The organism is Frigoriflavimonas asaccharolytica (assembly GCF_013294015.1).
In the GTDB taxonomy this organism is placed as follows: Bacteria; Bacteroidota; Bacteroidia; order Flavobacteriales; family Weeksellaceae; genus Frigoriflavimonas; species Frigoriflavimonas asaccharolytica.
In genome coordinates this window covers 1-13,776 of the sequence record NZ_JABSNO010000014.1, presented here as the reverse complement: position 1 = coordinate 13,776, position 13,776 = coordinate 1, and the positions used below count along the sequence as shown (strand labels likewise).

13 protein-coding genes are annotated in these 13,776 nt (G+C 32.9%); 4 read left to right on the top strand and 9 right to left on the bottom strand.

Going from position 1 to position 13,776, the window contains the following annotated elements; all coding sequences use genetic code 11:
- Positions 1-13 precede the first annotated feature (13 nt).
- From HNQ03_RS09870 to HNQ03_RS09855, 4 genes are all read right to left on the bottom strand, one after another.
- Positions 14-349 (bottom strand): arsenosugar biosynthesis-associated peroxidase-like protein, encoded by a 336-nt coding sequence (locus HNQ03_RS09870; RefSeq protein ID WP_173779514.1) that lies wholly within the window; start codon positions 347-349, stop codon positions 14-16.
- 86 nt (positions 350-435) lie between these two features.
- Positions 436-843 (bottom strand): DoxX family protein, encoded by a 408-nt coding sequence (locus HNQ03_RS09865; RefSeq protein WP_173779513.1) that lies wholly within the window; start codon positions 841-843, stop codon positions 436-438.
- Positions 844-854: 11 nt separating this feature from the next.
- On the bottom strand, positions 855-2,594 hold the full coding sequence (locus tag HNQ03_RS09860) for a thiamine pyrophosphate-dependent enzyme (RefSeq protein WP_173779512.1): 1,740 nt from the start codon (positions 2,592-2,594) through the stop codon (positions 855-857).
- A 360-nt stretch (positions 2,595-2,954) separates the two neighbouring features.
- Positions 2,955-3,689, bottom strand: coding sequence for a flavodoxin family protein (locus HNQ03_RS09855; protein ID WP_173779511.1), 735 nt, complete (start codon positions 3,687-3,689; stop codon positions 2,955-2,957).
- Between the two features lie 624 nt (positions 3,690-4,313).
- On the opposite strand from HNQ03_RS09855, the gene HNQ03_RS09850 reads away from it, so the two are divergent.
- On the top strand, positions 4,314-4,745 hold the full coding sequence (locus tag HNQ03_RS09850) for an OsmC family protein (RefSeq protein WP_173779510.1): 432 nt from the start codon (positions 4,314-4,316) through the stop codon (positions 4,743-4,745).
- Positions 4,746-4,926: 181 nt separating this feature from the next.
- Here HNQ03_RS09850 and HNQ03_RS09845 read toward each other — a convergent pair whose 3' ends face one another.
- From HNQ03_RS09845 to HNQ03_RS09830, 4 genes are read right to left on the bottom strand one after another with little or no spacing between them, the layout of a single operon-like run.
- Complete coding sequence (locus tag HNQ03_RS09845) at positions 4,927-5,451, bottom strand: DUF421 domain-containing protein (protein ID WP_173779509.1); 525 nt, start codon at positions 5,449-5,451, stop codon at positions 4,927-4,929.
- 48 nt (positions 5,452-5,499) lie between these two features.
- Complete coding sequence (locus HNQ03_RS09840; protein ID WP_173779508.1) at positions 5,500-6,615, bottom strand: hypothetical protein; 1,116 nt, start codon at positions 6,613-6,615, stop codon at positions 5,500-5,502.
- Positions 6,599-7,744: a UDP-galactopyranose mutase gene (glf, locus tag HNQ03_RS09835; protein ID WP_173779507.1), complete on the bottom strand. Its 1,146-nt coding sequence runs from the start codon at positions 7,742-7,744 to the stop codon at positions 6,599-6,601. The genes HNQ03_RS09840 and glf overlap by 17 nt, the downstream gene beginning before the upstream one ends.
- Positions 7,741-8,832 carry a glycosyltransferase gene (locus HNQ03_RS09830; protein WP_173779506.1) on the bottom strand — a complete coding sequence of 364 codons (1,092 nt, stop codon included), beginning with the start codon at positions 8,830-8,832 and terminating at the stop codon, positions 7,741-7,743. The genes glf and HNQ03_RS09830 overlap by 4 nt, the downstream gene beginning before the upstream one ends.
- A 453-nt stretch (positions 8,833-9,285) precedes the next feature.
- Between HNQ03_RS09830 and HNQ03_RS09825 the strand changes: the two genes are divergently transcribed.
- From HNQ03_RS09825 to HNQ03_RS09815, 3 genes are all read left to right on the top strand, one after another.
- Positions 9,286-9,852 (top strand): YciE/YciF ferroxidase family protein, encoded by a 567-nt coding sequence (locus HNQ03_RS09825; RefSeq protein WP_173779505.1) that lies wholly within the window; start codon positions 9,286-9,288, stop codon positions 9,850-9,852.
- A 23-nt stretch (positions 9,853-9,875) separates the two neighbouring features.
- The gene (locus HNQ03_RS09820; protein ID WP_173779504.1) at positions 9,876-12,005 is read left to right on the top strand and encodes a catalase; all 2,130 of its coding nucleotides are present in this window, start codon (positions 9,876-9,878) and stop codon (positions 12,003-12,005) included.
- A 91-nt stretch (positions 12,006-12,096) separates the two neighbouring features.
- Positions 12,097-13,263, top strand: a complete 1,167-nt coding sequence (locus HNQ03_RS09815) for a glycosyltransferase (RefSeq protein ID WP_173779503.1) — start codon at positions 12,097-12,099, stop codon at positions 13,261-13,263.
- Here HNQ03_RS09815 and HNQ03_RS09810 read toward each other — a convergent pair.
- Entirely contained in the window at positions 13,224-13,583 is a 360-nt protein-coding gene (locus tag HNQ03_RS09810; RefSeq protein ID WP_317170370.1) for a class I SAM-dependent methyltransferase, read from the bottom strand. The genes HNQ03_RS09815 and HNQ03_RS09810 overlap by 40 nt on opposite strands.
- Positions 13,584-13,776 lie beyond the last annotated feature (193 nt).

Here is a 13,776-nt window from a genome sequence, read left to right as displayed (position 1 = left end):
TTTTAATTTAAAACTACATTGATAATTTTTCGTACTTATTCATCATTTGAACACCATGCACTAATGTTGCACCACCTCTAATTGCAGCTGCAACATGCACGGCTTCCATCATTTCTTCTTTGGTGATGCCTCTTTGCAAGCCATCTCCAGTATAAGCATCTATACAATACGGACATTGAACGGTGTGAGAAACAGCTAATGCTATTAACGATTTTTCTCGTGCGCTTAGTTTTCCTTCTTCAAAAACTTTTCCGTAATATTCGAAAAACTTCTCGCCTAGTTCTTTTCCCCATTCTACTATTTTCCCAAATTTTTTAAGATCTGCGGGATTGTAATATGTTTTTTCCATTTTTTTTAAATTTTGCCACAATTTACAATAATAGACGATGCTACATTCTAATGCTGACAAAAATTAATGATTAAATTTTCTTGTAATTAGTTTTCTTCAAGTTTATTCCTCGTATCGATAGACCAAGAGTTATAATCTAGATTCCAAAGTAGAAAAGCAAATAATGCGGCATGCCACAATTGAGAATTTATTACGGGCCAATTTTCTACGGCTGAACTTCCAAAAACAAGTGCAATCATCACAATACTACCAGCAACTAAGCTTTGTCTGGTTAAAAACCCAAAGAGAAGTAAAATTCCAATGATAAATTCAGCAATAGTTAAAATATATCCAAATGGTTCTACCAAGAAAAGTGGAATCATAGAATCCTGAAATTTCTCCGCCATTCCTGCGCTGAACGCGGCTATTTTCGGTAATCTTACTAAGCCATGCCCGAACATGCTCATCCCAACGATAATTCTTAAAAGGAAATAAGCTAATTTTTTATTTTTCATATATTTTTTAATTAATCGAAGTAGGTCTTCAATTCCTTTTTTAAATTTTCCCATTGGTTTTTATCACCACTAATCACCTGTAAAACTTCTTTTGCTTTTGAAGTTCCAAATCCTAAAATTTGTTTCATTCCTATATGAGGTGGTAAAGATAATTCTCCACTATTGACCACCGCATCGATAATGAAAGGTTTTTTACTATTTTTTGCCATAACAATAGCCTTTTCAATATCTGCAGCCTTTTCCACGCGCACACCTTCTCCACCACAAAGTCTGGCATAATCTGCATAATTTACATTGTCTTGATGCAAAGCATCCATCGCAGGTGTCAATCCAACTTGTTCCATTTCCAATTTTACAAAACTTAATTGGCTATTATTTAGGATTAAAATTTTCACGGGTAAATTGTATCGAACTGCGGTTATGAAATCTTGCATCGCCATATTAAAGGCTCCATCACCAGAAATACACCACACTTCTCGATTTGGAAAAGCGAATTGTGCTCCCATTGCAGAAGGCAAACCAACTGCCATAGAACCATGATTAAATGATCCGATAATTCTTCTTTGCGTGTGGAATGAAATATGTTTTGCTGCCCAAATTGCAGAAGTTCCAGTTTCTATGGTGAAAATTGCATCATTAGAAGCATGATCATTAATATACCGTGCAAAAATTTGCGGATGCAAAGGTTCTATATCTCTTTCTGGCGAGGCTTCTGCCAATTTATCTTTTCTATATGCTGCAAAATTTGCTGTCAATATATCAAGAAACTTAGAGTCTGTTTTTTCTTCAATTTTTGGTAGCAGTCGCTCTACAAAGTTTTTCACATCACCATGGATACCCAATTTTACTGAAGTTCTATTGCCAATATTTTCTGGGCGAATATCTACCTGAATGGTATCGGTTTCGTGAGGTAAAAATTGAATATAGGGAAAATCTGTAGCCAACATAATCAATAAATCACATTGTATAATTCCTTGGTATCCAGAAGGATTTCCTATTAAACCCGTTAATCCAACAACATTTTCTGCATCGTGATCAAAAATATCTGCAGCTTTGAGAGTATGTGTGATGGGAGCTTTTAATTTTTTGGATAAAGCCAAGACTTCTTCGCGTGCTTCTCTACAACCATGACCTGCTAAAATTGCAATTTTTTTTGCTTTATTTATCAATTCTACCGCATTCTCAATTTGGAGATTACTTGGAGTCAAAATAGCTTCTGACTTCATCAATGGATATACAAATTCCTGATTTTCTGCCTCCATTTCAGCAACATCTGCGGGCAATTCTATTCTGCAAACCGTACGATTATTAAGAGCAATTTTTATAGCACGCTGAATTATTTGTGGAGCTTCTTCGGGAGTTTTTATGATGGCTTGATATTCACAAACATCATCGTAAACTTTTTTTAAATCTACTTCTTGAAAATAGTTTGTGCCTTGCAAAGCGCGTGGAATTTGCCCTGTGATTGCAATTACGGGTGTTCGTTCTTTTTTAGCGTTGTACAAACCATTGATGAGGTGTAAAGCACCTGGACCAACAGTTCCAGCACAAACTGCTAGATTTCCCGTAGTCTCGCTTTCTCCAAAGGCTGCAAAAGAAGCATTGCCTTCGTGCTTGAAAGCGCGCCATTCCACTTCGTCGCTATTCTCTATGGCTTTTACGAAAAAATTTAAGGCATCTCCAGTCACACCGTGTACATTTTTTACACCAGTACTGATTAAAATCTGTAATAATTGTTCTGAAACGTTCATTGTATATAGGTTTAAGTTAAAATATAATTGTCATCATTTGTGGCAATGTGGTTAAAATCAGCCTTCAAAAAGCTATTTTAATTTTTTTTATGAATCGCAAAAAGTACAGACAAAATAATGATGACTGTACAAAACTGTGCGTAAATTCCAATTGCTTTATAAATACTTTAAAAAAATTAGCAACGCCTAGGATTCTAGAATTTATTAGCGAACAAATCTTAATCAGTAAGTAAAAACAAAAAACTTAAAATTAGATTTTGAAGTAAAATTGCTCATTGAAAAAAGTTGGAAAAAGTGCTCATTAATTTAAATGTATAAACTGCGCATTTCAATGTTCTTTAATCTCTCTGGTATTATAAACTATCTGTATTCTGGATTTTCAAAATTCCATCTTGTGTCATCTTCCCAATCTTGTTTAGAATTGCCATATTGCGGATAACCATCTTGTTTTTTCAATGTTGATGCTAAATGCAACAAATTGTACGTCATAAAAGTGGTATTTTTATTAGTGAATTCCGTATCGGTTCCAAGTGGAGGAGAAATGGGTTGCCCTTTCCATTCGGTATCTCCGTAACTTGGTCCTGGACCAACTTCTCCAATCCAACCTGCATCTGCTTGTGGTGGAATAGAGTAGCCAATATGTTGCAATGCATATAAAATTCCCATAGCGCAATGTTTCACGCCATCTTCATTTCCAGTGATGATGGTTCCACCTACTTTTCCGTAGAAAATATATTGCCCTTTTTCATTGGTTTTTCCACTCATTGCATACAATCTTTCTATGAGTTTTTGTGCGATAGAAGATTTTTCGCCGAGCCAAATTGGAGTACCAACAATTAAAATATCTGCTTCCATCACTTTTTTAAATAATTCTGGCCATTCATCTTTTTCCCAACCATGTTCCGTCATATCCGGATAAATACCTGTTGCCACATCATGATCGATGAAGCGGATAATTTCTACATCTACATTTTCTTTCTCCATAATGCCTTTCGTTATTTGAAATAAATTTTCGGTATGGCTTTTATCAGGAGATTTTTTTAAAGTACAATTGATGAATAATGCTTTAAGATTGCTGAAGTCTGGTTTCGTCATAATGTGAAATTATTATTTTAGGTTAAAATTAAGAACTATCATATAAAATGACGCTAGAAAGTGGAAACCTTACAACTTAGTCTTAAATTAATGGTAATTATTTTCCTTTCAGATTTATATTTTTGAAGAGCTAAAAATGCTGATGTTGTAAGAAAATGCAATTTAAAAAGCAGAGATTATTTTGAAATAATATTTGGAATTCAATGTAAAGAGAGCTAATTTGGATTCAAAAAAAGTCTGTGGGATAATGAAGATTTTACCAACCAGCTTTCTATTTGTTTGGACAATTTACAAGATAAATGGAAAAGTAGCATCAACACAGATAATTCACTGTATAAAACTTCAAACAAAATTTGTCAGGATTTTGGCATTACAAAGTCTGATTATTCAAAGATGATCCACAGAGCAAATTTGCTTGTGAAGGATTGTTTAGAAAAAAATGGTTTTACAGTACGCGATACTTGTAATCAACAATCTAAGTTTTTAGATAAAACAATACAGAAAATTTTTTAACACAATTTTTCAATTATTAGTCTAAAACTTTCTGAAGAAAAGAAATTGATTATAAAATGTGAACTAGAAGCATTGTAAAAAATAAAATAATAATATATAAAAGTTAAAATTATGGCAACAGTTATTAAAATTAAAAATTTAGAAGAAGGTTATCAAAGTATTATTACGAATGGTACCAACGTCATCATCGGAGATCAGCCTTTAAAAAGCAAAGGCACAGGTTTAGGTTTTGGGCCATCAGAGTTGGTTTTAAGTGGATTGGCAATGTGTAAAGTTGCAACTATTCGCTATGTTGCAACCCAAAAAGCTTGGGATATTGGCGAAGTGCGAGCAGAATTGTCGCAAGATTCTTCTCGTGGAGATCATGGTTTAATTTCTAATATTAAGGTAAGCATTGAAATTGAAGGAGACATAACGGAAGAGCAAAGGCAAGAATTATTTAAGCAAGCGGATAATTGTCATGTCCATCGTCAATTAAATGGCGAATGGAATATTGAGCCAGCAACACAAATTTCGGAAATTAAAATTGAGGCGGAGAAATAAATTACAATTTCACTCGTAAATACCAAAAACCCTGCAATCATTTGATGGCAGGGTTTTCTTTGTGGTTAAGGTCAATAATTGTATCTTATGCATTCAATAAATTTAAAAAAAAGATAAATTGATATTATATCTTTATAGAAGATTTATAAAAAATTGATCGATCTTCTTTTCTGAATTATTTCTAGAATTTGGAAGATTTTACATCCGTCATGGCCGAATTTCTTTCTTCCTTATTGTTTGTAATGATGGTAATATCTCCAGTTGTTTCTAGCACAATTGCATCTATATCGTCAAAATTGGCGTGACCTGCTTCTCGCACAGATTTATTTATTTCTCCTATGGAAATTCGCTCTTTCTTCATCGTAGGATGTAATAGTTCTCCTTTGTAATAAATCAAAGTTGGTGTATTGCTAATTATTTTCTTGAAAAAACGACTTCTAACTGTGATAGAAGTTATTACAAATTGTAAAAATATCAGCAAAGCAATTGCTAATAATCCTTCCGCAATGGGAGTACTTTTATTTAAAATGACAGATCCCAAGATTGAACCTAATGCAATCGTAACGATGGTATCGAATGCATTCATCTTGGCTAAAGTCCTTTTACCAGAAATGCGAAGCATTAAAATTACGAGAAAATAAGCAATCACCGTGGTAATTAATACTCTTAAAATACCATCCCAGTTGTCGAAAAATAATTGATTCATAAGTTTACTTTTCCTAAAAATAAAAAATATAATTTAAAAATTACATTTTTATTGATGAACAGAGGTTTCATCTACCAATTTTTTTATACATTCAACATAAGATTTTTCTGGTATTCTATTATTTTGAGAATCCAGATCAAAAATTCCACAATTGCTATAGCTTTCTAAATTGTCCCAATCTGGACGATCCGTTACAGGATAAATACAAATGCCCCAAAACGGAACGCCATTATTATTTGCAATCAAACATTCTTGATGTATTTCCTCAATCCATTGAACTCTTCCCACTCCAAAATGTCCTGTTTCTGATAGAAAAATTGGCTTTCCATATCTTGTATAAATTTCTGAAATTATTTCATTCAAAGGTTTTCTTTTCTTAAGTGGATCTGGCCAATACACAGTTTCTCCACCTTCTATCCATTGGCAATTCCAATAATAATTTAAACCAAAAATATCTAATAATTCTTCATTTCCGCCCAATTCTGGACACATTCTTCCAGAAATCATATCTACAGCTTCAAACTGATAACCGTTTATTTTTAATAATTCTTCTTCAGAAAGAAGTCCGTTATTATGTACTTGTATGGCAGGTTCTACCAAAAAAACAGTCGCAGTTGGATCTAATTTTTTTATAGTTTTTATACCTAATATCGCCGCTTTGCAAAGATGGTATTTCATATCAAAACCGCATCTCTCCAGATAAGGCGCAGTTCCGCGTACATCTCCTGAAAACCATGATAGAAAACTAATTTCATTGATAGGAACGATTAAAAAAGGCTGGCTGGAATTTTCTAAGTAAAACTTCACAAAAGCGCTGCAGAGATTTATGAAACGCTCGCAGAATTTCGGATGTGTTGGAAAAAGATCTTCCGGATATCCGAAATGAATCATATCCCAAATAATCTGAATTCCTAGATTTTCAGCAATTTGAATTCTATTTAAAACCTCTGAAAAATCAAATATATTTTTGCCAGTTTCCACTTCGCTCCAACAAATTCCTTCTCGTACTGTTGTAATTCCTATGTCTAGTAGCAGTTTGTAATCTTCTTCTGCACGAATGTCATGCTCTGTATTCTTTAAAAGATTTACGCGTTCACCAGATCTATTGAGGTGATCTGCGCACTCAAACCCACCTATAAAGTAGGAACTAAAAGGATTGTGCATTTTCCAATATTTTTGGTTCAGAACATTCTAATTCTTCAAAAAGATCTAGCGCATTTCTAAATGCTTGATCCATATTAAAATACTTGTAATTTGCTAGCCTTCCAACAAAATAAACATCGGTCAATTTATCTGCCTCTTCTTTATATTTACTATAAATTTCTTGGTTTTTTTCGTTCGGTACAGGATAATATGGTTCACCTTCATCAACTGTAAATTCTTTTACGATAGTTGTTTTGTCTGATTGTTGATTTCCAAAATGCTTATATTCTACAATTCTAGTAAATTCTACATCTTTACCGGGATAATTAACCACAGAATTTTCTTGAAAATATTCTTTCTCCAGATGTTCCGTCACAAAATTGATGGATCTATATTCCAATTTTTCCGTGAGTTTATCATTAAATTCGAAAAAGCGATCAACTGGTCCAGTGTAGAATAATTTTTCATAACCAGAAAGTTGGTCCATTACTTCAAAATAATCTGTGTTTAATAAAATTTGAATATTGGGATGGTCCAAAATATTTTCAAACATTTGCGTATAGCCACCTTTTGGAAGCGCTTGATGGATGTCGGAAAAATAACGATCGTCATAATTATCTCGCACGGGAATTCTCTCTAAAACGGAAGCATGCAATTCTGCAGGATATTTATCCCATTGTTTCTTGGTGTAATGCTTAAACATTTTATCATACAAAACTTCGCCAACTCTATTTAAAACGGCTTCTTCGCCATTTTTTGGTTGGGAATATTCTATGCGATTATCTGCAAGCCACTTTTGCATTTCTACCTCTGTAGTCAAATTTATATTAAATAATGTATTTACAGTGGTTATGTTTACAGGAATTGGTACCGTTTTATCGTCTACTCTCGCAATCACCTTATGTTCCCATTTATACCAATCAGAAAATCGATTTACATATTTCCAGACACCTTCATCGTTTGTATGAAACAAATGAGCACCATATTTTGAGGTCAGAATCCCATTTTGATCCTTGTAATCAAAACAATTTCCTGCAATATGATCTCTTTTGTCCATTATCAAAACAGATTTTCCTTTTCTAGCATATCTTTCAGCTAATACAGAACCAGATATTCCTGCTCCAATTATTAAAATATCGTAATTTTTCATGCGGTTACTTTTTCTATTAAGTTGATCATACTTTTTGCAGTTTTGTCCCAAGAAGTATTTTCTAAAATTGTTTTATACTGATTTTTATAAGTCTCGATTGGATTTTCAATTACATTACAAAAATCTTCAGATCCATTAATTAAATTCACACAATCACTGTAATCTCTTAGTACGTCTTTTATTTTTGTAGAGATGATAGGTTTCATCGCACTCATATATTCCAGCGTTTTTGTTGGACTGATGAATTTTGTAGAATCATTCAAGGCAAAAGGCATCATTGCAAAATCGAAAAAATGCAGATACTGCGGCAATTCTTCGTAAGATTTCATACCCAGATAATGGATGTTTTCTACGCGAGGCAAATCTTCTTCTTCAATTTTGCAAATTGGCCCAATCATTACGAAATCATGGTTTGGCATTTTTTGCGCAGTTTCTTTTATTAAATCAAGATCAATTCTTTCGTCAATCACGCCAAAATAGCCAACTATTTTTTTGGTTATATTTTCAAGATCTTTTGGTTTCGTTACCTTATTTAATTGCGAACCAGAAAAATGATTTATATCTACAGAGCTTGGAAAGCAATGGACATTGTTGTGCTTTTTGTTTTTAGATTCAAAAAGAGATTTTCCACCAGTGAATACAACATCTGCCACAGAAAGCAAATTGTTTTCCTGCTCAATCAATTCTGGCGATGCACCTTTAAATAAGGTTAATTCATCCATGCAATCGTAGACTACAGTTTCAAATTCCGTAGATTCTAACACAGAAATAAAAGCTGCAGAATAAAACCACGAGATTTGAAAAGTTCGCTGCTTTATATGCTCGTTTAAATAAGATCCCAATTCGTGAAGTTGATTTATTCTTGGTCGTAATACATGAAGTGAATTTGTGATTTCAAAAAGTTCTGGTTTGTTTTCCGAATTTTCTATCCTACCAATTGGTTCCTCAACTACTAGAATATTATATTTTTTTGATAATCTCGTGATAAGATGTTGCGGTCTTTGATACACAAAATCCCACCGCAAATGGCAAAAAACAAGCATGTCATATTCAGGTAATTTTTCCATTTTATCCCAAGAGTTTTCCATTTTTTCCAAGTTTTAATTAATGATTTTTATTCGAATTTGATGTATAGAACTAGCCAAATAATCGTATGATTTCTTCTTTGTTTCTAAATATTAAAACAAAAATACACTATAAGTTTTTTTTGTTTTTATAGAATTTTTAATTTTTTTTTAATTTTAAAACTATCTGAATTATTTTTAAGATTATTAATTTTAAATTTGATTCAATGAAAATTATAAATGAAATTATTGGATTTATTATAAATGAAATAAATATTTAAACCGTTGTAAATCAATGGTTACATAAAGTTTTATGTATTTATTTAAATGATATTTAAAAATCTAGCGTCAATATTTTCAATATGTAATCGAATTAGAAAATGTATTTTAGACATTCATTTAACGGAGGAAATTCCTCAAAAAACAATAAATAAATTAGTTGAAAAATTCAAACAAATAATACCTAAAATAAAAACAATGGCTACAAAAAATGAAAAATCAAAAGGGGGAAATTCATCTGATAAAGCAAAAAATTTAGAAGAATTTTTTCTAGACAGTTTGAAGGATATTTATTGGGCAGAAAATGCCTTGGTGAAAACATTGCCGGTGATGTTTGATAATGCAACAGATCAAAAATTAAAAACGGCGATAGATACACATTTAGCACAAACAAAGGAGCATGTAAACCGCTTGGATCAAGTTTTTGAATCTCTTGGCGAAAAAGCCGAAGGTAAAAAATGTTTGGCAATGGAAGGTCTTATAAAAGAAGGCGAAGAAATTCTTGAAGAAACCGAGAAAGGTGCTGTTCGAGATGCTGGAATAATAGCTGCATCACAAAAAATTGAACATTATGAAATTGCAACGTATGGCACTTTGGCTGCTTTTGCAAAAACGCTGAACAAAAGACCAGCGTTAGATTTACTATTAAAAACACTAGGCGAAGAAAAAAAATCTGATTGTCTACTGAGTACAATTGCAGATACCAATCTAAATTCGCAGGCAGCGTCACAAGATTTTCAAGCGAAAGATGAAAAAGCGGATTAAAAGGATTTTAAAAACAAATTATTATGAAAATAGATGAAAAAGAGCCTTTTGAGAACGGCGCAAATCCTAAAAAAGAGCAATTGGGGCAATTTACCACAGATAATCAGGGTGAATTTCTAACGACAGACCAAGGTTTGAAAATAAACGATGATCAAAATTCCTTAAAAAGTGGTCCAAGAGGTGCAACCTTATTAGAAGATTTTATTCTAAGAGAAAAAATAACACATTTTGACCATGAGAGAATTCCAGAAAGAATTGTGCATGCGCGAGGTTCTGGTGCACATGGTGTTTTTGAATTGTATAAGCCTATGGGGAAATATACAAAAGCAAAATTTTTAAATGAAACTACGATCAAAACGCCCGTTTTTGCGAGATTTTCTACTGTTGCAGGTAGCAAAGGTTCTACAGACGTAGCAAGAGATACGCGTGGTTTTGCCGTGAAATTTTATACGCAGGAAGGGAATTATGATTTGGTAGGGAACAATATGCCTGTCTTTTTCATTCAAGATGCTGTTAAATTTCCAGATCTTATCCATGCTGTAAAGCCAGAACCAGATAGAGAATTTCCACAAGCTGCATCTGCACATGATACTTTTTGGGATTTTATTTCTTTGATGCCAGAATCTATGCATCATATTTTCTGGACAATGAGCGATCGTGCAATTCCACGAAGTTTGAGGATGATGGAGGGATTTGGAATACACACCTTCAGATTTATAAATGAAGAAGGAGCTTCGCATTTCGTAAAATTTCACTGGAAACCGTTGCAAGGTGTACAAGGATTGGCATGGGACGAAGCACAAAGAATTTCTGGGAAGGATAGTGATTTTCACCGAAAAGATTTGTGGGAAGCAATTGATTCTGGACAATTTCCTGAGTGGGAATTGGGTGTGCAAATTGTAGCACAAGAAGATGAGCACAAACATCCATTTGATCTTTTGGATCCAACAAAATTGATTCCTGAGGAAATGGTGCCAGTAGAAATTATTGGTAAAATGACTTTAAATAGAAATCCAGATAATTTTTTTGCAGAAACGGAGCAAGTCGCTTTTCACCCCGGACATTTGGTTCCAGGTATAGATTTCAGTAATGATCCGCTCTTGCAAGGTAGATTATTTTCTTACACAGATACTCAAATTTCTAGATTGGGTGGTCCAAACTTTCACGAAATACCGATCAATAAATCTATTCCTGAAGTTACAAATAACCAACGACAAGGGATACATAGAACCCAAATTAATACGGGAAGAGTTTCTTATCATCCAAATACATTGGGTGGTGGATGTCCTTTCCAAGCGGGGAAAATGGAGGGAGGTTTTACATCCTTTGAAGAAAGAATAGACGCTACTAAAATTAGAGCAAGAAGCGAAAGTTTTTTTGATCATTTTAGCCAGCCAGCTCTTTTTTATAATAGCATGACTTCCCATGAAAAAAGACACATCCAAAACGCATTTTCTTTCGAATTAGGGAAAGTGAAAACTGTGCCTATTAGACAAAGAGTTGTAAATATGCTTTTAGAAATTGATGAAAGTTTGGCGAAAATTGTTGGAGGTAATTTAGGATTAATTCCTGCAAAACTACCACAACCAATTACGGGAAGTATTCCCGCAGATGGAAATTTAGAAGAGTTTCATTCTTTTAAAGGTGAATTACCTATTGAAGAAGCAGCTTCTTTGAGTATGGCAGATAAATTACCAAATAATATCAAAACAAGAAAAATAGCATTTTTGGTGGCTGATGGAGTAGAAGACGATGCTTTTTCCAAGATGAAATTAGAACTAGAAAATTTAGATGCAATGGTAATGATCATCGCACCAAAACAAGGTTTCGTGAAAACATCCGACGGAAATGAACAGCCAATTGATGAAAGTTTTCTTACTGCTGCATCTGTAGTTTTTGATGCCGTATATATTCCAGGTGGAGAAAGTGTAGAAACTTTAGTACAAAATGCAGATGCAATACATTTTGTAGCAGAAGCGTTTAAACATTGTAAACCTGTAGCTTCTAATTCCAACGGGAAAAAATTATTAGAAAAAGCATTGACGAATACTAAAGTTGATGGTGTTTCTACCACTGGTAAATTAGAAGATATTGTAGCAGATATTAAAAAGTGCAGATTTTGGGAAAGAGAAGAAAATCCTATTCCTGCCTAATATTAATTCAATTGTTTTTAAAAAGCTCTTCCTCAAGATGGAAGAGTTTTTTACTTAATTATAATTTTCCTCACTATAAATTGACATTCACTTGGAACAAATAACATTTTTTACCGAGCACAAGGTTGCTTCAACTATTAAATATTGCATCGTAATTCCTGTAAAAGATGAAGAAAAATACATTTTAAAAACTTTAAATGCATTTATAAATCAGGTTTTTCCCAATGGTGAAAAATTTGATTTTAGTGCTTTTGAAATTCTTCTTTTAGCAAACAATTGCACAGATAGTAGTGCAAGCATCATTAAAGATTTCCAAATTAAGCATCCTGAATTAAATATTTATTTACAAGAAATTACGCTTCCCGAGCATCAGGCAAACATAGGTTTTATACGTAGAAATTTAATGGATACTGCGTATATTAGATTGATGGAAAATAATGGAGGTATCATTTTGACCACAGATGGAGATACAGAAGTATCTACAACCTGGGTTTCACAAAATTCCCTTGAAATTGAAAATGGAGCCGAAGCAGTAGGTGGTAGAATTTTACTTTTTGAAAATGAACTTCAAGAATTAGATGATGCAACATTCAATCATCATAAAAAAGATGAAGAATATGCTCTACTTGTTGCCAATTTAGAATGTTTAATTCTAGGTAGTTTTGAAGATCCTTGGCCGAAACACCATCAACATTTTAATGGTAGTTTTGCTATTACAACCGAGTGTTTTGCAAGATCTGGTGGAATTCCAGATGTGAAATTTTTGGAAGATTGCGCATTTTTTGAGGTATTAAAAACTGTTGACGCAAAGATAAAACATAGCAACAATGTGAAGGTGCATACATCTGCAAGATATATTGGCAGAACGGAAGTTGGATTGTCTTTTCAACTCAACCAATGGAAAAATTTTACCAACAAGGAAAATTCAATTTTTGTAGAAAGTTGCAGTTACACAGTATTCAAATTTAATCTTAGAAAAAAGTTACAAAATCTTTGGATAACAAGAGATTCAGAAAATTTTGATTTTAATGAAGAGTTTCAAAAAATTGACTCTAGACTTATTTTTAATGATGAAATTCTAAGACAATTTAAATCAGGTATTTATTTTGGTGAATTTTTCGCGCAAATAATCCGCTTCAACGAACAGTTTTGGAGAGAAAGATTTACTAATACTAGTATCGATATAGCAATTCGGGAGTTAAAAGATTTTATAAAAAATTATTCAGATATAAGTTTTTCCCATAAATCTATCCTGTAATTTTCTTTTCTATCACAGAAAATATTTTTCATTTTTTCAGACATTAAATTGCGAAAAGTATCATGAACTTCGTCGCCAGTTTGCGGATAGTCGTGGACTTTTGGCAACCAATGTACCAAAATTACTTGCCCATGCAATGATAGAATATTCAATAAATTTAGTATTGCTATTTCCCAATCTTCTGGGGATAAATAATAAGCAACCTCAGAAATTACAATTAAATCAAACTGATCATTTGGCAACTCCGATGCAAAATTTAAATTTCTGAAACTTACATTTTTAAGTTTTTCACACCTTTTCTCTGCTTTTTCCAAAGCTATCTCGGAAACGTCAGGCTGTGAAAAAACTCAATTCCCACCTAATTATTCAATTTAATCAACCTTTCAAACCTCAATAAATGCGTTTTGAAGCTGGCTAATTTTTAGGCTGCAATTGATAATGTATTTTTTACATAACCGAAAACAAGCTCAAAATAAGTCGTTTCAAGAACAAAACAAGACTTCGCTTTGTAAG